The 19,559-nt window shown below is 61.5% G+C and carries 21 protein-coding genes; 11 read left to right on the plus strand and 10 right to left on the minus strand.

What is annotated here, in order from left to right; genetic code table 11:
• Positions 1-16: 16 nt before the first annotated feature.
• From B4F27_RS01750 to pcaF, 8 genes are read right to left on the minus strand one after another with little or no spacing between them, the layout of a single operon-like run.
• Positions 17-787 carry a PaaX family transcriptional regulator C-terminal domain-containing protein gene (locus B4F27_RS01750; protein WP_286758686.1) on the minus strand — a complete coding sequence of 257 codons (771 nt, stop codon included), beginning with the start codon at positions 785-787 and terminating at the stop codon, positions 17-19.
• A complete protein-coding gene (paaZ, locus tag B4F27_RS01755; RefSeq protein WP_286758687.1) occupies positions 777-2,801 on the minus strand; it encodes a phenylacetic acid degradation bifunctional protein PaaZ in 2,025 nt (674 codons plus the stop codon). The genes B4F27_RS01750 and paaZ overlap by 11 nt, the downstream gene beginning before the upstream one ends.
• Before the next feature lie 10 nt (positions 2,802-2,811).
• Positions 2,812-3,876, minus strand: coding sequence for a 2Fe-2S iron-sulfur cluster-binding protein (locus B4F27_RS01760; protein ID WP_286758688.1), 1,065 nt, complete (start codon positions 3,874-3,876; stop codon positions 2,812-2,814).
• Between the two features lie 3 nt (positions 3,877-3,879).
• Positions 3,880-4,347 carry a 1,2-phenylacetyl-CoA epoxidase subunit PaaD gene (gene paaD / locus B4F27_RS01765; protein ID WP_286758689.1) on the minus strand — a complete coding sequence of 156 codons (468 nt, stop codon included), beginning with the start codon at positions 4,345-4,347 and terminating at the stop codon, positions 3,880-3,882.
• Positions 4,341-5,063, minus strand: coding sequence for a 1,2-phenylacetyl-CoA epoxidase subunit PaaC (gene paaC, locus B4F27_RS01770; protein WP_286758810.1), 723 nt, complete (start codon positions 5,061-5,063; stop codon positions 4,341-4,343). Before paaC ends, paaD begins: the two co-directional genes overlap by 7 nt.
• A 53-nt stretch (positions 5,064-5,116) precedes the next feature.
• A complete protein-coding gene (paaB, locus tag B4F27_RS01775) occupies positions 5,117-5,461 on the minus strand; it encodes a 1,2-phenylacetyl-CoA epoxidase subunit PaaB (protein WP_005850550.1) in 345 nt (114 codons plus the stop codon).
• Between the two features lie 5 nt (positions 5,462-5,466).
• Complete coding sequence (gene paaA, locus B4F27_RS01780; RefSeq protein WP_286758690.1) at positions 5,467-6,459, minus strand: 1,2-phenylacetyl-CoA epoxidase subunit PaaA; 993 nt, start codon at positions 6,457-6,459, stop codon at positions 5,467-5,469.
• 30 nt (positions 6,460-6,489) lie between these two features.
• On the minus strand, positions 6,490-7,692 hold the full coding sequence (gene pcaF / locus B4F27_RS01785) for a 3-oxoadipyl-CoA thiolase (RefSeq protein ID WP_286758691.1): 1,203 nt from the start codon (positions 7,690-7,692) through the stop codon (positions 6,490-6,492).
• A 252-nt stretch (positions 7,693-7,944) separates the two neighbouring features.
• On the opposite strand from pcaF, the gene serB reads away from it, so the two are divergent.
• Positions 7,945-8,820, plus strand: a complete 876-nt coding sequence (gene serB, locus B4F27_RS01790; protein WP_005850546.1) for a phosphoserine phosphatase SerB — start codon at positions 7,945-7,947, stop codon at positions 8,818-8,820.
• A gap of 62 nt (positions 8,821-8,882) precedes the next feature.
• Here serB and B4F27_RS01795 read toward each other — a convergent pair whose 3' ends face one another.
• Positions 8,883-9,863, minus strand: coding sequence for an asparaginase (locus tag B4F27_RS01795; RefSeq protein ID WP_286758692.1), 981 nt, complete (start codon positions 9,861-9,863; stop codon positions 8,883-8,885).
• Positions 9,864-10,042: 179 nt separating this feature from the next.
• On the opposite strand from B4F27_RS01795, the gene B4F27_RS01800 reads away from it, so the two are divergent.
• The 3 genes from B4F27_RS01800 to B4F27_RS01810 all read left to right on the plus strand — a co-directional run bounded on the left by B4F27_RS01800 (position 10,043) and on the right by B4F27_RS01810 (position 12,356).
• Positions 10,043-10,573, plus strand: a complete 531-nt coding sequence (locus tag B4F27_RS01800; RefSeq protein ID WP_286758693.1) for an invasion associated locus B family protein — start codon at positions 10,043-10,045, stop codon at positions 10,571-10,573.
• Positions 10,574-10,777: 204 nt separating this feature from the next.
• Positions 10,778-11,953, plus strand: a complete 1,176-nt coding sequence (gene rlmN, locus B4F27_RS01805) for a 23S rRNA (adenine(2503)-C(2))-methyltransferase RlmN (protein ID WP_286758694.1) — start codon at positions 10,778-10,780, stop codon at positions 11,951-11,953.
• A gap of 190 nt (positions 11,954-12,143) precedes the next feature.
• The gene (locus B4F27_RS01810) at positions 12,144-12,356 is read left to right on the plus strand and encodes a hypothetical protein (protein ID WP_005850541.1); all 213 of its coding nucleotides are present in this window, start codon (positions 12,144-12,146) and stop codon (positions 12,354-12,356) included.
• 15 nt (positions 12,357-12,371) lie between these two features.
• On the opposite strand, the gene B4F27_RS01815 is transcribed toward B4F27_RS01810, so the two are convergent.
• Complete coding sequence (locus B4F27_RS01815) at positions 12,372-13,223, minus strand: TIGR00730 family Rossman fold protein (protein WP_414717683.1); 852 nt, start codon at positions 13,221-13,223, stop codon at positions 12,372-12,374.
• Positions 13,224-13,375: 152 nt separating this feature from the next.
• Here B4F27_RS01815 and dapD point away from each other — a divergent pair, with 152 nt between their 5' ends.
• The 7 genes from dapD (at position 13,376) to rnr (ending at position 19,505) form a co-directional block, all read left to right on the plus strand.
• Positions 13,376-14,203 carry a 2,3,4,5-tetrahydropyridine-2,6-dicarboxylate N-succinyltransferase gene (gene dapD, locus B4F27_RS01820; RefSeq protein WP_005850539.1) on the plus strand — a complete coding sequence of 276 codons (828 nt, stop codon included), beginning with the start codon at positions 13,376-13,378 and terminating at the stop codon, positions 14,201-14,203.
• 61 nt (positions 14,204-14,264) lie between these two features.
• A complete protein-coding gene (locus B4F27_RS01825) occupies positions 14,265-14,519 on the plus strand; it encodes a GlsB/YeaQ/YmgE family stress response membrane protein (protein WP_005850538.1) in 255 nt (84 codons plus the stop codon).
• 61 nt (positions 14,520-14,580) lie between these two features.
• Entirely contained in the window at positions 14,581-14,919 is a 339-nt protein-coding gene (locus tag B4F27_RS01830) for a hypothetical protein (protein WP_005850537.1), read from the plus strand.
• Positions 14,920-15,058: 139 nt separating this feature from the next.
• Positions 15,059-16,204, plus strand: a complete 1,146-nt coding sequence (dapE, locus tag B4F27_RS01835; RefSeq protein ID WP_286758695.1) for a succinyl-diaminopimelate desuccinylase — start codon at positions 15,059-15,061, stop codon at positions 16,202-16,204.
• Positions 16,201-16,623 (plus strand): GNAT family N-acetyltransferase, encoded by a 423-nt coding sequence (locus B4F27_RS01840; protein WP_005850535.1) that lies wholly within the window; start codon positions 16,201-16,203, stop codon positions 16,621-16,623. The genes dapE and B4F27_RS01840 overlap by 4 nt, the downstream gene beginning before the upstream one ends.
• Positions 16,620-17,222, plus strand: a complete 603-nt coding sequence (locus B4F27_RS01845) for a TIGR04282 family arsenosugar biosynthesis glycosyltransferase (RefSeq protein ID WP_286758696.1) — start codon at positions 16,620-16,622, stop codon at positions 17,220-17,222. Before B4F27_RS01840 ends, B4F27_RS01845 begins: the two co-directional genes overlap by 4 nt.
• A 3-nt stretch (positions 17,223-17,225) precedes the next feature.
• A complete protein-coding gene (gene rnr, locus B4F27_RS01850) occupies positions 17,226-19,505 on the plus strand; it encodes a ribonuclease R (protein ID WP_286758697.1) in 2,280 nt (759 codons plus the stop codon).
• Positions 19,506-19,559 lie beyond the last annotated feature (54 nt).

Below are 19,559 nucleotides of genomic sequence, written 5' to 3' on the forward strand. Positions count from 1 at the left end.
CGCTTTCTGCGCGGCCTCAGGCGGTGGCGATTTCCGGCAGGTCGGGGCGTGGGTAGGCTGCAAGCAGGGCGGCAACCCTTTGATGCGCGACCAGACCGGCCCAATCATCGCGGATCAGCGGACGCGGCAGCGCGGGGTGCTTCAGCGCAAGGCGGCGCCAATTATGCACGATCAGGCAGCGTAGGGTCGCAATTTGAAGCGGCGTCAGCGTGTCGGCACCGGCAAGGTCGCGCGCGACATGGTGCAAGGCGTCCGCCAGCTGCGCATAGCTTTCGGCAAGGGAGGCAGGCTCTAGCTGGCGTTTCATCCAGTCGGGGGCAGCCTGACCGGGCAGCGTGGCGGCATCTTTCGGCACAGGCAGGGCGGCATCCCCGACATAAAGGCGCGGCATAAACGTGGTGAACCCTGCCTTTTCCAGCGCGCCGGTGTCGGCGTCATCGGTCACGATCATTTGCCAGTGTTCGGGCAGATCGTCAGGGGTGGCGTAGATCCGGCCACTGGCCGCCTGACTTTGGGCGCGGCCTTCGGGGGTCAGACTGTGATGGCTGATCCGCCCGTGTTTCTCGGAGGCGATCCATTTGTCCTTGCGCAAACGATGCAGGGCCACGCGCGCGGCCTCGGGGCGGACGTCCATCGCCGACATGATCGCCGACAGCACCGGCCCGCCGATGATCTGCCCTTCCTGGCGGGCCAGATCACCAAAGAGACTGATCATCAAAGACCAGACGCGCTGGCCGCCAAGGTCTTTCAGAGGGGCGATCGCAAGGTCAAAGTCGTCAATAGGCATTCATCGTCAGCAATTCATACTCGGCCACGGCGGCATCATCCTGATTGGTCAGGGTCACATGCCAGCGTACCTCACCGTATTCGTCATTGCGAGGCGTCTTTGCCTTGACGCTGAGCCGGACCTTGATGCTGTCGCCCGCCTGCACCGGTGCCATAAAGCGCAGGTTGTCCAGCCCGGTGTTCGCCAGCACAGGGCCGGGGTCAGGCTGCACGAACAGCCCTGCGGCAAAGCTCAGCAACAGATAGCCATGGGCAACACGGCCCGGAAAGAACGGGTTCGCCTTGGCCGCGGCGTCATCCATATGCGCGTAAAACGTATCACCGGTGAAATGGGCGAACGTCTCGATATCCTCCAGCGACACGGTGCGGCTGGCAGAGTTGAACGTCTCGCCCAGATCGAGCGTGCCAAAGCGGCGGGTGAACGGGTGGTCGCGGTCCGAAATCTCGGTCGCGCCGGGCACCCATTGCTTGCCGATGGCGGTCAGAATATCGGGGCTGCCCTGAATGGCGGTGCGCTGCATGTAATGCATGACACCGCGCACGCCGCCCAGTTCCTCGCCGCCGCCTGCACGCCCCGGACCCCCGTGGACCATATGGGGCAGGGGGGCACCGTGGCCCGTCGCCTCGGCCATCGAGTCGCGGTTGTTGAAATAGAGCCGTCCGTGAAACGCGCCTGCGCCCATCACCATGTCGCGTGCGGTCTTGCCGTCGCGGGTGATGATGGAGGCGACCAGCGACCCTTTGCCCTTGTTCAGCAGCGCGATGGCGTGATCGGTGTCGCGGTACGGCATGATGGTGGACACAGGGCCAAAAGCCTCGGTGTCGTGCACATGCGTGGCGGCATCGGGGTCGGCGCAGTGGAACAGCATCGGCGGGACAAAGGCGCCTTTCTGGGCATCCGCGCCCTCGACCGCAAAGGCATCTGGGTTGCCAAAGACACGCGTCGCCTCTGACCCGATCAGGGCGGCTTTCTCCAGCACATCACGGCGCTGCGATTGCGAAACAAGCGCGCCCATTTTCGTGCCTTCAAGACGGGGATCGCCGATGGTGACTTTGGCCAGCCGGTCCGACAGCGCGGCGATCAGCGCATCCACATGGGGTTGCGGTACCATGATTCGGCGGATGGCGGTGCATTTCTGCCCCGCCTTGGCCGTCATCTCGCGCTGGACCTCTTTCACAAACAGATCGAACTCGGGCGTGCCGGGCCCCGCATCAGACCCTAACACAGAGGCATTGAGGCTATCCTGTTCAGACGCGAACCGGACGGAGCGTTCGACCAACACAGGGGTGCTGCGCAGTTTCAGCGCGGTTTCGGCAGAGCCGGTAAAGCTGACGACATCCTGACAATCGAGGTGGTCCAGCATATCGCCCAAGCCCCCCGTCACCAACTGGATCGCGCCGTCTGGCAGAATACCGGATTGGATCATCAGGCGGAAACAGGCCTCGGTCACCTGACAGGTGGCGGTGGCGGGTTTGACGATGGCAGGCACCCCGGCCAGCAGCGTCGGGGCGAGCTTTTCCAACATGCCCCAAACGGGGAAGTTGAAAGCGTTGATATGCACCGCAACGCCCTGCAGCGGTGTGCAGATGTGGCGGCCCATGAACTGACCCGCGCGGCCCAGCTGTTCGACGGGACCGTCAAGATAGACCTGATCATCCGGCATTTCGCGGCGACCTTTGGCGGCGTAGACCTGCATCGTGCCGATCCCGCCATCCACATCGATCATGTGGTCAGCTTGCGTGCCACCTGTGTCGAACGACAGCTCGTATAGGCTCTGTTTATGGTCATTGAGATACAGCGCGACGGCCTTGAGCATCCGGGCTCGGTCGTGAAAGGTCAGCTTGCGCAGGGCAAGGCCGCCGATGTCACGAGCATAGGCCAGCATCGTCTGAACCTGCAGCGCGTCATTGCCGGCTTGGGCGATCACATCGCCGGTGATCGCACTTGCGATGTTGCGTGCACCGGCACCGGGGTTGATCCATTGTCCGGCGGCAAAGCTTTGGATATCGCGCATATTGGGCCCCTTAGTGATGGTCGTAGTCAATGAAAAGCGTGTCGCTCAGCGGATAGCTTTGGCAGCTCAGCCGGTATCCGCGTTCAACTTCGTAGTCCTCCAGCGCATGGTTCGACAGCATCTCGACCTCGCCGTCGGTGACCTTGCACATGCAGGTCGAACAGACCCCCGCCTTGCAGGCAAAGGGCGCATCAAGGTTATTCTCTAGCGCGGCATCCAGCACCGACTGCCCCTTGGCCATGGTAAAGCTGTGCTGCGCGCCGTCTATTTTCACGGTTACCTGCGTTTGCGCCTGACCTTCGCTGCGCTTGGCCATTTCCTGTTTCGCCAGACGGCCCTGTTGGCTTTCGCTGAACAGTTCGAACTTGATCTGTTCAGGCTCTAACCCGTGGGTTTTCAGGGCATCCGCGATGGCCAGCATCATCGGCTCCGGCCCGCAGATAAAGGCCATGTCCATGTCCGACATGTCGATCCAGGTCTTGAACAGCTCGGCGCATTTATTCTGGTCTACACGGCCGGTGAACAGGTCGATGTCCTGCCCGCTTTCCAGCATGTGAATGACGCTCAACCGGCCCATATAGCGGTTCTTGAGATCCTCCAGCTCTTCGCGGAACATGATCGTGTTCACAGCGCGGTTGGCATAGACCAGCGTAAAGGTCGATTTGGGCTCGCGTTTCAGCACCGTCTTGAGGATCGACAGCACGGGCGTGATCCCCGACCCGCCGGCAAAGCCAAGGTAATTCCGCGCGCGATCAGGCTCTAACCCGGCGGAAAACGTGCCTTGGGGGGGCATGGCATGCAGCGTATCCCCGACCTTCAACACCTCGTTCGCAAAGGTAGAGAAGGCGCCGCCATCGACCCGCTTGATCCCCACTTGCAGCACGCCGTCGTCCAGACCGGCGCAAATGGAATAGTTGCGGCGCAGCTCGGTCCCGTCGAAATCCTGTTTGAATGTCAGATACTGACCCTGCTTGAAGGCAAACGCCTTTGGGTCTTCGGGTTGCAGGGTCAAGACCACCGCGTCGCGGATGGTGCGTTGAATATCAGTCACTAATAAGGGGAGGAATTGGCTCATGGGTCAGATACACTTAAAATAATCGAAGGGTTCCAGACAGTCGGTGCAGCGCCATTGCGCCTTGCAGGGGGTCGATCCGAACTGGCTGATCTTTTCCAGATGCGTCGATTGGCAACGGGGGCAGCGTTCGGGGCCACCTGCGGGTTGGGGCGGGGCGATGCCGTAGCTTTCCAGCTTGGCGCGGCCCGCGTCGGTCATCCAGTCAGAGGTCCAGGCAGGCGAAAGTTGCCGCTTTAGAGCCAGTTTTTCGATCCCATGCCCGCGCAATGCCGCTTCGATATCAAGGTTGATGATCGTCGTCGCGGGGCAGCCGGAGTATGTCGGAGTCACCGTGACCTCTAGCGTGTCATCCTGCCATTGCACATCGCGGATGATCCCCAGATCGGTCAGCGAGATTACCGGAATCTCGGGGTCCGGCACGGCGTGAAGCCAGCCCCAAATCGTCTCTAACGAAGGCTTTTCGACTACCATGTCGCATCCGGGTAGGCGCGTTGCAGCCATTGCATCTGCGTCAGCATATGCCCCAGATGTTCCGAATGGCGTTTACCGGATTTGCCGCCACGATGCCCGAAGTCGCTTTCGGGCCGTGTTAGCGTGGCGGCGGTGAAGACATCGTTCACCAAGGTATCATAGGCGGGGCGCAGGGAGGCAGGATCGGGCGCGATGCCTGCTGCGACCATAGCCTCGTCCACAGCGTCCGCGACGAACATTTCCCCGACATAGGGCCACAACAGGTCCAGCGCGCTCTGCATGCGGCGGTGGCTTTCCTCGGTGCCGTCGCCAAGGCCGATCACCGTGTCTGTCGCGCGCTCCAGATGGTAGGTCACCTCTTTGCTCGACTTTTCCGCGATGGCGGCGATCTGTGCATCGCTGCTTTCCATCAGGGCGGTCAGCTGCGACAGGTGCCATGCGTCAAACAGGAACTGGCGCATGATCGTCTGGCCGAAATCGCCGTTGGGCTGTTCGACCAACAACAGATTGCGGAAATCCCAGACGTCACGGTGAAAGGCAAGCCGATCCGCATCGCGACCCGCGTCTTCGACCTTACCCGCCAGATCCAGCCAAAGCGTGGTCTGGCCGATCAGGTCCAGCGCGGTATTCGCCAGCGCGATGTCTTCCTCCAGCACGGGGGCGTGGCCGCACCATTCCGAGACGCGGTGCCCCAGAACAAGGGTGTTATCCCCCATCCGGCATAGAAATTCGAACAAATCGCCTTTGTTAGGGTCTATATTTGCCGTGCTCACATCGCCCCCACTTCGTCTGGAATGTCAAAGAAGGTGGGGTGGCGGTAGACTTTGTCGTTGGCGGGCTCGTAAAGCGGGCCTTTTTCCTCGGGCGAGGAGGCGGCGATATGGGCGGCCTCGACGACCCAGATGCTCACGCCTTCGTTGCGGCGCGTATAGACATCGCGGGCATTCTTGATCGCCATTTCGGCGTCAGCGGCGTGAAGCGACCCGACGTGGCGATGGCTCAGCCCGTGCTGACCGCGAATGAAAATTTCGAACAGGGGCCATTCATCGGCGCGCGCCTTGCCGTGGTCGACCGCTTGGGTGCCGGGGTAGGGTTTTGCTTCTGGGCTGCTCATCTTGCTTACTCCGCTGCCAGTTTCGCGGCGCGTTTCTTCGCCGCATGTGCCATTAAACCGTCCCGCACCCACGCGCCGTCGTCCCACGCCTTGTTGCGCGCGGCGAGCCGTTCGGTATTGCAGGGGCCATTGCCCTTGAGCACGTCAAAGAATTCGTCCCAATCGGGCTGGGTAAAGTCGTAATGCCCGCGTTCCTCGTTCCACTTCAGATCGGGGTCGGGAACGCTGAGGCCCAGATATTCGGCCTGCGGGACACATTCATCGACGAACTTCTGACGCAGTTCGTCGTTGGAGTTCATCTTGATCTTCCACGCCATCGATTGCGCCGAATGGACGGAATTTTCGTCTGACGGGCCAAACATCATCAGCGCAGGCCCCCAGAAGCGGTTCAGCGCGTCCTGCGCCATCTTGCGCTGCGCGTCTGTGCCCTTCGCCATCTTCATCACGATGTCGTAGCCTTGGCGCTGGTGGAACGATTCCTCTTTGCAGATACGCACCATCGCGCGGGCATAGGGACCGTAGGATGTGCGTTGCAACGGCACCTGGTTCATGATCGCGGCCCCATCGACCAGCCAGCCGACAGCCCCCATATCGGCCCATGTTAGGGTCGGGTAATTGAAGATAGAGCTGTATTTCATTTTGCCCGACAGAAGGTCGCGGGTCAGCTGGTCACGGCTGACCCCCAGTGTTTCGGCGGCGCAATAGAGATACAGACCGTGGCCTGCCTCGTCCTGCACCTTGGCGAGCAGGATCGCCTTACGCTCCAACGTCGGGGCGCGGGTGATCCAGTTGCCTTCTGGCAACTGGCCCACGATTTCCGAATGCGCATGCTGGCCGATCTGCCGGATCAGGTTCTTGCGATACCCCTCCGGCATCCAGTCTTTCGGTTCGATCTTGCCGCCCGCATTTATCCGTTCCTGAAAGGCGCGTTCCTGCGGATCCATCTCTTCGAGAGATTTGACACCTTGGCCGGTGGATTTGATCATCTGTGCATACATCGTTCAGATCCTTTCAGGGGGATAATTGCGTTAAGCGCGTTCGAGGATGATAGCGACGCCTTGGCCGACGCCGACACACATGGTGCACAGCGCATAACGGCCGCCTGTGCGTTTCAACTGCAGGGCTGCGGTCATGACCAGACGGGCACCGGACATCCCCAACGGGTGACCGATGGCAATCGCGCCGCCGTTGGTATTCACATGAGGCGCATCATCCGCCACGCCAAGCGCGCGCAATGTGGCGATCCCTTGCGATGCGAATGCTTCGTTCAGTTCGATCACATCCATCTGGTCGATGGTCAGACCTGCGCGGGCCAGAACTTTCTGACTGGCAGGCACAGGGCCGATGCCCATGACGCGCGGTTCAACACCGGCGGCAGAGATCCCAACGACGCGTGCAATCGGGGTCAGCCCGTGCTGCGACGCCGCCGCTTCAGAGGCCATCAACATCGCCGCCGCGCCGTCGTTGACGCCAGAGGCATTGCCCGCAGTCACGGTCAGGTCGGGGCCGTTGATCGGGCGCAGCTTGGTCAGCGCTTCCATCGTGGTGCCGGGGCGCGGGTGTTCGTCGCGGTCAAAGACAATCGGGTCGCCCTTGCGCTGCGGGATCGACACGGGGGTGATCTCGTCGGCGAAAACACCGGCCTTGTCCGCCGCGTCCCAGCGATCCTGACTGCGCTTGGCAAAGGCGTCCTGATCTTCGCGGCTGATATCATAATCCGTAGCCACGTTGTCGCCGGTTTCGGGCATGGATTCGACGCCGTATTGCGCCTTCATCTTGGGGTTCACAAAGCGCCAGCCAATGGTGGTGTCATAGACAGCGTTGTTGCGCGAGAAGGCGGTTTCTGCCTTGGGCATCACGAAAGGCGCGCGGGTCATGCTTTCGACACCGCCGGCAATCGCCAGATCCATGTCGCCGGCCTTGATCGCACGGGCCGCGACGCCGACCGCATCCATGCCAGAGGCGCACAGACGGTTGATCGTTGCACCGGGCACATCGACCGGCAGGCCGGCCAGCAGGGCCGCCATACGGGCCACGTTACGGTTGTCTTCGCCGGCCTGGTTGGCACAGCCAAAGATCACGTCATCGATTTTGGACCAATCCAGATCAGGATTGCGGGCCATCAGTGCGGCAATCGGTGCCGCTGCCAGATCATCGGCGCGGACCGATGACAATGCGCCGCCAAAGCGGCCGATGGGTGTGCGCTGCGCGTCACAAATAAAAGCGTCCATGAAAGTCTCCCTTGGTTGACGAGCGTAGGGATAGTCGCGATTCGACGCAACTTAAATGTTACCTGACATTTTTCAGTTTGCATATTTTGTAACATAAGGGTGGGCGGGGTAACGTGCAAGGAGGTCTGTTCGGGCCGCTTGGGCGAGGCGCGCAACCTTCCCCCGCAGGAGCGCTGGAACAGGGGTGGAAACCCCGTTAAAACAATGCGCAAGATGCGCCCCAGACTGATTTGACCCGAACGGACCTGACCCATGCATAGTGTGACCCTGCTAACCTCTCCTCAACGCCCGCAGCTTGAGGCGTCGCTGGTCGATGCCGTGCGCAACGCATGGGGCGGCGGGGATGCGGTCTGGCTTGCTCCGGATGAGGCGGCGGGCTTTGACATGAAGCGGATGCCGGGCAATCGCTGGGATGTCTGGGCCGAATGTCAGGGGATGGGTGTCGATCTGGTGATCACCCCGTCGGAAGGCCGCCGCAAGAAGATGCTGCTGGCGGACATGGACAGCACCATGATCCAGCAGGAGTGTATTGACGAGCTGGCAGATGAGGCCGGGGTCGGGGACCGCGTCAAAGATATCACCGCCCGCGCCATGAACGGAGAGCTTGATTTCAACGCCGCCCTGCGCGAACGGGTTGGTCTGTTAAAAGGGTTGGACGAGGCGGTGATCACCCGCGTGCTGGCCGAACGGATCACCCATATGCCCGGCGGCAAGACCCTGATCGCCACGATGAAGGCAAATGGTGCCTATGCGGCGCTTGTGTCGGGCGGTTTCACGGCGTTCACCGCCGCCGTGGCAGAGGCGCTTGGCTTTGACGAGAACCGCGCGAATACGCTGATCGCATCGGATGGCGTGCTGACCGGCGACGTCGGCGTGCCGATCCTGGGCAAACAGGCCAAGGTCGATGCGCTGGAACAGATCACCGCGCGGCTGGGGCTGTCAGAGGATGACGTGATTGCCGTGGGCGACGGGGCAAACGATCTGGGCATGCTGGCGCGCGCGGGCATGGGCGTGGCGCTGCACGCCAAGCCCGCCGTGGCGGCGGAATGTGACGTGCGGATCAACTTTGGCGATCTGACGGCGCTGCTTTATGTGCAGGGGTACGCCAAGGACGAATTCGTCATCTAGGCGCGCAAGCTGCATGGGGCGCTGCCCCATACCCCGGGATTTTTAACCATTTGGAAGCGGCGTTACGCAAAGCCAGCGGCAGGTTTGAGCGTGCCCGTGATGATGCCGCGCCGGTTTTCGATCGGGGCATTGCGGTATTTCAACGCTTCGGGGTGGTTCGGGTCGAGCGCGCCGAGTTTGACCAGGATCGAGGTGATCGCGCATTCGGCCGCGCGTTTGGTGCCACAGGCCGCCTTGAGAGCCACGCCGATGTTCTGATCCGGCAGGATCGCGATGAAGAACCCCTCGGCCCCGGTTTTGAGCGCGACCTTGCCGTTCATCGCGCGCATCAGATTGGTGCAGGCGCGGGTTTCGCCGGCGACAAGGTCGGGGTGCAGGCGCATGGCCTGATGCAGCCGCGCCTCGGCCGACCCATCGGGAGCAGCGGCGAAATGCGCCATGGCGCGGGCCATACCATGTAGCGTAGTTGCAAAATTCGGAACAGAGCAGCCGTCGATCCCGAAGCCGGGCGAGGTCGTGCCGGTCACACGCTCGAACGCCTCGAGACAGGCGCGTTGCACGGGGTGGTCCGGCTTTTCGTAATCCGCGCCGCCGCCCATATGGGCGTTGACCGACAAGAAGCCCGCGTGTTTGCCGGAACATTCATGGTGGATCTGGCAAGGCTGGGTGTCAGAACACACCAGTGCATTGCGCGCGGCCTCGTCACCGGGAAGTGCCGTGCCGCAGCGGAAGGCGCTGTCGTCCAGCCCCAACGTCTTGAGCCAGTCAGAGATGATGCCCACATGCAAATCCGCCGCCTGATGTGATGCGCAGGCCAGCGCCAGATGTTGGGGCCCAAGGCCATAGGCATCGGCGGCACCGGACTGGATCAGGGGCAGCGCCTGGATCATCTTGGCAGAGGAGCGCGGCAGGATCACCGTGTCGGGATCGCCCCAGGCCTGCAGAATCTGACCGCTACTGTCACAGACCACCGCATGACCCGAATGCACGCTTTCCAGAAACGGACCACGCCAGATTTCAGCAAAGGGGGCTGCTTGGGTCATGAATTATCCTTTTCGTTGGCGAATTCCTGCCAATCAGGGTTTCGTGTGTCGCCTGTTTGCCGTTATTATGCTTGTTGACGAGAGAAATACAGTTCCTTTGATCAAGAGCGCCTCCCGAAGGGCTGCCATTGGGGAACTGTGGTGATGTTGAGGTTAATGGCGGCTGGAGGCCCAGGTAGATGATGAACTTTAGGACGATTGGTTTTGCGGCGGCGCTGGCGGGTCTGAGCGCAGGCAGCGTTTTCGCGCAAGCGCAAAGCACGAACCGCGTGGCAGCAGAGACGGACTGGAGCGTATTCGTCGAAGACAACCCGACCGAATGCTGGGGCGTGTCCACGCCGAAAGAATCCGTAAACTCCCGCGATGGTCGCGTTGTGGCGGTGAACCGTGGCCAGACCCTGCTGATGGTCTTTTACCGTCCAAGCGCGGGGGCCAAGGGACAGGTGGCCTTTACCGGCGGCTATCCCTTTGCCTCGGGGTCGACCGTTAACATGAACATCGGCGGGACCACGTTCGAGCTGTTCACCGAAGGCGAATGGGCCTGGCCTGCGACCACCGAAGACGACAACAAGATCATCGCCGCGATGAAGCGTGGCGCGGATGCCAAGCTAACGGGCCGTTCCGGGCGTGGGACACAGACCGAGGACACGTTCTCGCTTCTGGGGTTCACTGCAGCGGTTGACGATGCGGCCAAACGCTGCGGCGGCTAGGTTTTTCCGCCTGAACTAATCGCAAAGCCCTGCCTTTGGCGGGGCTTTTTTATACCACGGGTTGGGCCAAGGGTTGGGTCGATAAAGCGGCCATGATGGGCGAAGCTATGCACTCAGCCCGGCCCAGCAATGCGGCGTTTCCTTTTGATTTAGGGAAAAATCCCTATATAGAGCGCTCAAACCCCTGCACACCGGAGAATCCCCATGTCTGCGACCGCGCCGATTACTCAAGATGTCATGACCATTCCGCGTAAGCAGGCGGAGGGGCCGGTGAACCTTGTCGGGCTGACCCGTGACGCCATGCGCGCCGCGCTGATCGCGGAAGGCACGCCGGAGAAACAGGCGAAGATGCGTGTGGGGCAGATCTGGCAGTGGATCTATCAATGGGGCACCCGCGATTTTGCTGATATGACCAACCTGTCGAAAGCCTTCCGTGCCGAGCTGTCCGAGAAGTTCGTGATCGAGGTGCCCGAGGTCGTGACCAAACAAGTGTCCGAAGACGGTACGCGCAAATATCTGGTGCGCATTGCGGGCGGCCATGAGGTCGAGGTGGTGTATATCCCCGAAGAGGGCCGCGGCACCTTGTGCGTCAGCTCTCAGGTCGGCTGCACGTTGACCTGTTCTTTCTGTCATACCGGCACGCAGAAGCTGGTGCGCAACCTGACCGCGGCCGAGATTATCGGGCAGGTGATGGTGGCGCGGGATGATCTGGGCGAATGGCCCGTGCCCGGTACGCTGACCGATGCGCCGCGGCTGTTGTCCAACATCGTGCTGATGGGCATGGGCGAGCCGCTGTACAACTTCGAGAATGTACGCGACGCGATGAAGATCGCGATGGACCCCGAGGGGATCCAGTTGTCGCGCCGCCGGATCACCTTGTCGACCTCCGGTGTTGTGCCAGAGATCGCGCGCACCGCCGAGGAGATTGGCTGCCAACTGGCTGTATCTTTCCACGCCACCACGGACGAGGTGCGCAACAAGTTGGTGCCGATCAACAAACGCTGGAACATTGCCGAGCTGATCGAGGCGCTGCGGGCCTATCCCAAGGTCAGCAACTCTGAACGGATCACGTTTGAATATGTCATGCTGGATGGTGTGAACGATTCAGACGCCGATGCGCATCGTCTGATTGATTTGATCCGCGGTATCCCTGCCAAGATCAACCTGATCCCTTTCAACGAATGGCCCGGCGCGCCGTATAAGCGGTCGTCGAACAACCGCATCCGCGCGTTCTCCGAGATCGTGTATCAGGCTGGCTATGCCTCGCCCGTGCGTAAGCCACGGGGTGAAGATATCATGGCGGCCTGCGGTCAGTTGAAATCGGCGACAGAGCGCGAACGCAAGTCCCGCAAGCAGATCGAGGCTGACGCGGGGATGTAACCGCCTTTAATTCAACGTGAAATCCATGATGCAGCCGTCCCGATTGGGGCGGCTGTTTGCATTTGAAGGGGGGTGATTGTGGCGGCGTCACCGTGAAATGACCTTGGGTCCGCCACATTTAAGCAGAAATTAAGTCATTATCGCCCAGAATATTGTTTCCATCGACAACACAATCAGGAGCGATACTGCGATGACTGTTATTATCAAGAACGACGCCTTTATCACTGCCGATGTACTGGCGCTTGTAACCCGCGAACGCGAAAGCGCCTTGTCCTACCGCGAATGGAAACATCGTCTGGCCGGGTATGGCTATGGGGTACGTGACACGGACCACGGGTCCGTTCTGGAAACGCTGCCGCATCACGTTGAGGTCTGTGTGCTTCCGGCCGATCTTTGCGCCTGATCTGACCGGAACCTTTTATTTTGAACGCCCGGGGACTTCCTCTCGGGCGGGGGCTGTATCCCAGTTTTCGATCAGCTTCATCGCCTCGTCGGCGGTTTCAACGAATTGGAACAGGTCCAGATCTTGATCAGAGATCGTGCCCGCGTCTGCCAGCGCATCCCAGTTGATGATCTTTTCCCAGAAGGTACGGCCGAACAGCAGGAACGGCACGCGGCTCATCCGGCCTGTCTGGATCAGGGTCAGCGTCTCGAACATCTCGTCCAGCGTGCCAAAGCCGCCGGGGAAGACACAGATCGCCCGCGCGCGCATCAGGAAATGCATCTTGCGGATCGCGAAGTAGTGAAAGTTAAAGCACAGCTCCGGTGTGACATATTCATTCGGGGCCTGTTCGAAGGGTAGAACGATGTTCAGCCCGATAGATTGCCCGCCCGCGTCGACGGCACCGCGGTTGCCTGCCTCCATCACGCCGGGGCCACCGCCAGTGACGATCACGTTGTCTTGCCCGTCACTCTCCATCGATTTCAGCGTCATCAGCCGCGCGAATTCGCGGGCCTCGTCATAGAAATGGGACAGATCGGCCAGTGTCTTGGTGCGGGCCTTGTCTTTATGGGCAGGGGCGGGAATACGCGCGCCGCCGAACAGAACGATGGTGGATTTCACACCATGGGCGTCCAGCTCCATCTCGGGCTTGAGCAATTCCAGTTGCAGCCGGACGGGGCGCAACTCCTGACGGCACATGAAGTCGTCATCGGTAAAGGCCAGCCGGTATGCCGGGGCGCGCGTTTGCGGCGTGTCGGGTACATCCTGCGCGGTGGCGCGGTCGTCGCCGGCCTTGCGCAAGGGGTGGCGTTTGGATTCGGTCATCATACTCTCCGGTCTGTGCGGGCGACGGGCGCCCTTTGCTGCAACATGCCTGCCTTTGCCGCAAATGACCACGCCATCCGACGTCATTGCACCACAGCCCCGACGACTGTATAGCCAAGCGCAACATTTGACCCTCATTCGCCGGAGCTACACCCATGTCGAACGCCCAACTTGAAACCGCCATCGAAGCCGCCTGGGACGCCCGTGACACGATCACTTCGGCCACCACCGGCGAAACACGTGACGCGATCGAAGACACGCTGGCCGCGCTGGACAGCGGCAAGCTGCGCGTTGCCGAAAAGATGGAGAACGGCGACTGGCATGTGAACCAATGGGCCAAGAAAGCGGTCCTGCTGGGCTTCCGTATCAAGGATATGGAACAGCAAGACGGCGGCCCGCAGGGCAGCGGCTGGTGGGACAAGGTCGATAGCAAGTTCAAAGGCTGGAACGATGCCGACTGGAAAGAGGCGGGCTTTCGCGCCGTGCCCAACTGTGTCGTGCGCAAATCGGCCTATATCGCGCCGGGCGTCGTGCTGATGCCGTCCTTTGTGAACATTGGTGCCTATGTCGACAGCGGCACAATGGTGGACACATGGGCGACCGTCGGGTCGTGTGCGCAGATCGGCAAGAACGTTCACCTGTCGGGTGGTGTTGGCATCGGTGGCGTGCTCGAGCCCATGCAGGCCGGCCCGACAATCATCGAAGACAACTGCTTTATCGGTGCGCGTTCCGAGGTGGTCGAAGGCTGTATCGTCCGCGAAGGCTCCGTTCTGGGGATGGGGGTCTACATCGGCCAGTCGACCAAGATCCTCGACCGTGAAACCGGCGAAGTCTTCTATGGCGAAGTGCCAGCGGGGTCGGTCGTTGTGGCGGGGTCCATGCCGTCGAAGAACGGTGTGCACCTTTATTGCGCCGTGATCGTGAAGCGCGTCGACGAAAAGACCCGCTCCAAAACCTCGATCAACGAGCTGCTGCGCGACTAAGGGAACCTTTTCACAGACCTGTGAGTTCACTCTATGAAACAAGATTTATGGAGAATTTGAAATGACAGGTCTGGGTTGGTTCGCAGCAATAATCGTCGGTGGTCTGGCCGGTTGGATCGCGGAAAAGATCATGAAGTCCGATATGGGGCTGATCATGAACATTATTCTGGGGATCATTGGCGCGATCGTTGCCAACTTCCTGCTGATGACAATCGTCGGTGCGACCTTGGGTGGCTGGATTGGTCAACTGGTCGTCGGCGTCATCGGGGCCTGCCTGTTGATTTGGGTCACACGTTTGGTACGCGGACGTAGCTGACCCTTTTCAGACGACACAGAACACGATAGGGCTGCCGCATCTTAATGCGGTGGCCCTTTTTATGTCTGACCAGAAGAAACCCAAGAAACCGTCACGCCAGCAGGTCTATACGCTGCTGGTCGAGATTGGCCGCAAAGAGGGCGACGGCCTGCCGGACAAGGCGACGGGCGCTGCGCTGATGTGCTTTGCCTCGGGCATCGACGAGGCGGAAGCCGTGCGCGAGACGGTCGCCATCCTGAAACAGGCCGATACCAACCCGCTGGACGTGACCGGATATGGCACGATTGCCGACCGCGAGGCCGAAGGCCACGAGATTGACGAAGACGAACGGGCCTTGATGGCGCGGGCACTGGACGAAAACTCTGTCATTATTGCGCAGATGACGCCTTTCTTCGACTAGGTGTCCTGCGCGGCTTTGCAGCGCTGACGCGGGCTATGTGGCTCACCGCTTTGTGTATTTCCGCGCTGCCCCTTGGCTTTGATGAATTTTCCCCACAAATGTAGGGCAACACCGCGACACACGCCGAAGGAGCCCTGATATGTCCAGCATCGATCCCGTAGACCTGACCGCCAAACTGGTGCGTTGCCCGTCGGTCACCCCAGCAGATGGGGGCGCGCAAGAGGTGCTGTTCGATCTGCTGACCGAGGCGGGGTTTGATTGTGCCTGGGCGGACCGTGGCGGGATCAAGAACCTCTTTGCGCGTTGGGGCAACAAGGGCAACACCCGCAGCTTCGGCTTTAACGGTCACACCGATGTCGTGCCCATCGGGAAGGAGGCCGACTGGACGATGCCGCCCTTTGGCGCAGAGATCAATGACGGCATCATGTACGGGCGCGGCACCACCGATATGAAATCCGGTGTGGCAGCCTTTACCGCTGCGGCCATCGACTTTGTCCGCGATACGCCCCCCGATGGGTCCATCGTACTGGCAATCACCGGTGACGAGGAAGCCGAAGGCGTCGACGGCACCCGCGCCTTGCTGGATTACATGCAAGAGGCGGGCGAACGGATGGATGTTTGTCTGGTGGGGGAGCCGACATGTCCGAACAAAATGGGCGAGATGATCAAGATCGGGCGACGCGGGTCGCTGAACGCGCATTTTCGCGTGATCGGCAAACAGGGCCATGCGGCCTATCCTCACCGTGCCAATAACCCGATGCCTGCGATGATGCGGCTGATGGATCAGCTTGCCTCGCATCAGCTGGACGAGGGGACGGACCATTTCGATCCCTCCACGCTGGCGATTGTCACCGTCGATACCGGCAACCCCGCGACCAACGTGATCCCCGCTGAAACCCGCGCGACGGTGAACATCCGTTTTAACGACAAGCATTCGGGCGCTAGCCTGACCACTTGGCTGGAGGAACAGGCCGCCGCGATCCGCGACAGTTTTGGTGTGCAGGTCGAGCTCAAGGTCAAGATTTCGGGCGAGAGCTTTATTACGCCGCCGGGTGAGCTGTCTGATCTGGTGTCCAAAGCGGTGCAGGCAGAGACGGGGGTGACACCTGAACTGTCCACCTCTGGCGGGACGTCGGATGCGCGGTTCATGAAACACCATTGCCCTGTGGTTGAATTCGGGCTGGTTGGTCAGTCCATGCACGAGGTCGACGAAAACGTCGAGGTGGCGCAGATCCACCAGCTCAAATCCATCTATACCCGCATCCTGAAGGACTATTTCGCATGACCGCCCATATCGCCGTGACCGAAGACCTCGCCAGCTGTCACCTGCTGCGCCGCATCGTCTTTATCGAAGAGCAGAACGTGTCGGAAGCCGATGAAATGGACGACCGCGACGATGACGCGACGCATTTCCTTGCCACCGAGGAAGAGCTGCCGATCGGCTCTGCGCGGATGCATATCAAGGGTGATACGGCCAAGATCGGGCGCGTATGTGTGATCAAGTCCCACCGCGGTACGGGGCTTGGCGCGGCGCTGATCCGCGCGGCGGTAGACGAGGCGCGCAAGGATCCTGCCGTGCGCTTCGTGAAGCTCGGCGCGCAGTTGCATGCTTTGGGGTTCTACGAAAAGTTGGGGTTCGTGGCGCAGGGGCCGGTCTTTGACGACGCCGGCATTGATCACCGCGAGATGGTGCTGTCGCTTTGAACCGCACGCTGGTCATCATGGTGAAAGAGCCGCTGCCGGGGCGGGTCAAGACGCGGCTTGGCCGTGATCTGGGCATGACCGCTGCCGCGTGGTGGTTCCGGCATCAGACCCGCGCGTTGATCCGCCGTGTGCAAGACCCGCGCTGGCAGGTGGTGCTGGCGGTCGCGCCGGATCGGGCAGGGCTGTCCAGCCGTGTCTGGCCCGCGCATCTACCGCGCTGGCCGCAGGGGCGCGGTGATCTGGGGGATCGTATGGGCCGTATGCTGCGTGCTGCGCCCCCGGGGCCGGTCTGTGTCATCGGGGCGGATATTCCGGGCGTGACCGCGGCGCGGGTGGCCGATGCGTTTCACGCACTCGGGTCGCATGACGCGGTGTTCGGGCCTGCACCGGACGGGGGCTATTGGCTGGTCGGGCTGAAACGCGCCCGCCCCGTGCCGCCGCGCCTCTTTGAAAACGTCCGCTGGTCCACGGAGCATGCGCTGGCCGATACCGTCGCCACGCTGTCCGATCACCGCATCGCACAGGTCGCCACATTGCGGGACGTGGATACAATCGACGATTTGCCCATGACGAAGCGGGGTGCGCGTGCTACCTCGTGAAGCATGAGCAAAATACCTTCAAAGCCCGAGATCCTTGAATGGATCGCCGAAAACCCCACTCTGACCGCCAAGCGTGACATCGCCAAGGCGTTCGGCATCAAGGGGGCGGCCCGGATCGATCTGAAACGCGTGCTGAAAGAGCTGGAGGCCGAAGGCCATCTGGAAAAGCGCAAGCGCAGCTATCAGGACCCTGACCGCTTGCCGCCGGTGTCTGTGTTGCAGGTCACGGGGCCGGACAAGGATGGCGATCTGTTTGCCAAACCGATGGAGTGGCAGGGCGAAGGTGTGGAGCCCGTGGTGCTGGTGATCCCCCGTGCCTCTGACCCGGCCTTGGGTGCGGGCGACCGTATTCTGGCGCGGTTGACGCTGGTACAGGCGCAAGACCACCACTACGAGGCGCGGCTGATCCGCCGCATTGGCGCGAACCCGCAGCGGGTCTTGGGCATCTTCCGCAAGACCACAGAGGGCGGGCGCATTGTGCCCATCGACAAAGGGTCCGACAAGGAATGGTGGGTGCCCAAAGACGCGACCCACGGGGCCAAGGATGGCGAACTGGTCGAGGCGGAACAGGCCGGACCAAAGGCGCGCATGGGATCGCCACGGGCGCGTATCGTTGAACGTCTGGGGGATCCGTCGGCACCCAAGGCCGTGTCCCTGATCGCGATCCATCAGCATGGTATCCCCGACGACTTTCCTGACGACGTGATGGCGCAGGCCGATGCCGCGAAACCCGTGGGCCTGAAAGGGCGAGAGGATCTGCGCGATTTGCCCCTGATCACCATCGACCCGTCGGACGCGCGGGACCATGATGACGCATGCTATGCCCATGCTGACGAAGACCCCAAGAACGAGGGCGGCCATGTCGTCTGGGTCGCGATTGCCGATGTTGCGGCCTATGTCACCCCCGGCTCTGCGCTGGACCGCGAGGCGCGCAAACGGGGCAATTCCACCTATTTCCCCGACCGTGTGGTGCCGATGCTGCCCGACCGTCTGTCGGGAGATCTGTGTTCGTTGCACGAAGGCGTGCCGCGGGCCTGTATCGCTGTCCGCATGGTGCTGGATGCGGCGGGCAACAAGATCGGCCATAGCTTCCATCGCGGGCTGATGCGCTCTCCCGCCTCGCTGCACTACGAAGAGGTGCAGGACGCGATTGACGGTGCCCCCAATGACCGCACCGGCCCGTTGCTGGACCCTGTGCTAAAACCGATCTACGCCGCCTATGCCGCCTTGCAAGCTGCCCGCGCCGAGCGTCAGCCGCTGGACCTTGACCTGCCCGAGCGGCGGATCGAGCTGGACAAGGACGGCACCGTTAAATCGGTGAACTTCAAGGACCGGCTGGATGCGCACCGCTTGATCGAAGAGTTCATGGTGCTGGCCAATGTCGCCGCCGCCGAGACTCTGCTGTCCAAGAAAACGCCGCTGCTTTATCGCATCCACGAAGAACCCTCTCCCGCCAAGCTGGACGCCTTGCGCGAAACCGCGCAGGCGGCGGGCTATACGCTGGCCAAGGGACAGGTGCTGCATACGCGCCATCTGAACAAGCTGCTGAACGATGCGGCGGGCACGGATGATGCAGAGCTGATCAACCTGTCGACACTGCGGTCGATGACGCAAGCCTATTACGGGCCTGCGCATATCGGGCACTTTGGTCTGGCGCTGCGGTCCTACGCGCATTTCACCTCTCCGATCCGGCGCTACGCGGATTTGATCGTGCACCGCGCGTTGATCACTGCCCACGGCTGGGGCAATGACGGGCTAAGCCAGCATGATATCGAGGATATCGAACAGACCGGCGCGCATATCTCGGACACGGAACGCCGGTCGATGATGGCAGAGCGCGACACCACCGATCGCTATCTCGCGTCCTATCTGTCGGAACGTGTGGGCAATGAATTCTCGGGCCGGATCAGCGGCGTGGCGCGATTTGGGGCCTTTGTGAAGCTGGACGAAACCGGGGCAGACGGGCTGCTACCCATGCGGTCGCTGGGGCGCGAGTATTTCCATTTCGACCAAGAGGCCGGCACGCTGATGGGGTCGGATACGGGCATGATCATCTCTGTCGGGCAGCGTGTCACCGTGCGCCTGTCAGAGGCGGTCCCGGTCACCGGGGGCATCGCGCTGGAGCTGCTGACGCTTGAGGGTGACGCCCTGCCCAAGGGCGGCCAAGGGGTGCGGCGCGGACGCGGTGGGCCTGCGGGCCGCACCAACCCCAAGCGCAAAGGTGTCAAAGCCAAGCGCAAGGCGGATAAGGTGAAACGCAAGGTCAAACGCACACGACGCTAACCCCGGAGCGGTACACGAGGCAGGAACAGGCAGGCAGTAACACGCACAGCGGGC

Source organism: Sulfitobacter sp. UBA1132 (genome assembly GCF_002311545.1).
Taxonomy (GTDB): domain Bacteria; phylum Pseudomonadota; class Alphaproteobacteria; order Rhodobacterales; family Rhodobacteraceae; genus Sulfitobacter; species Sulfitobacter pontiacus.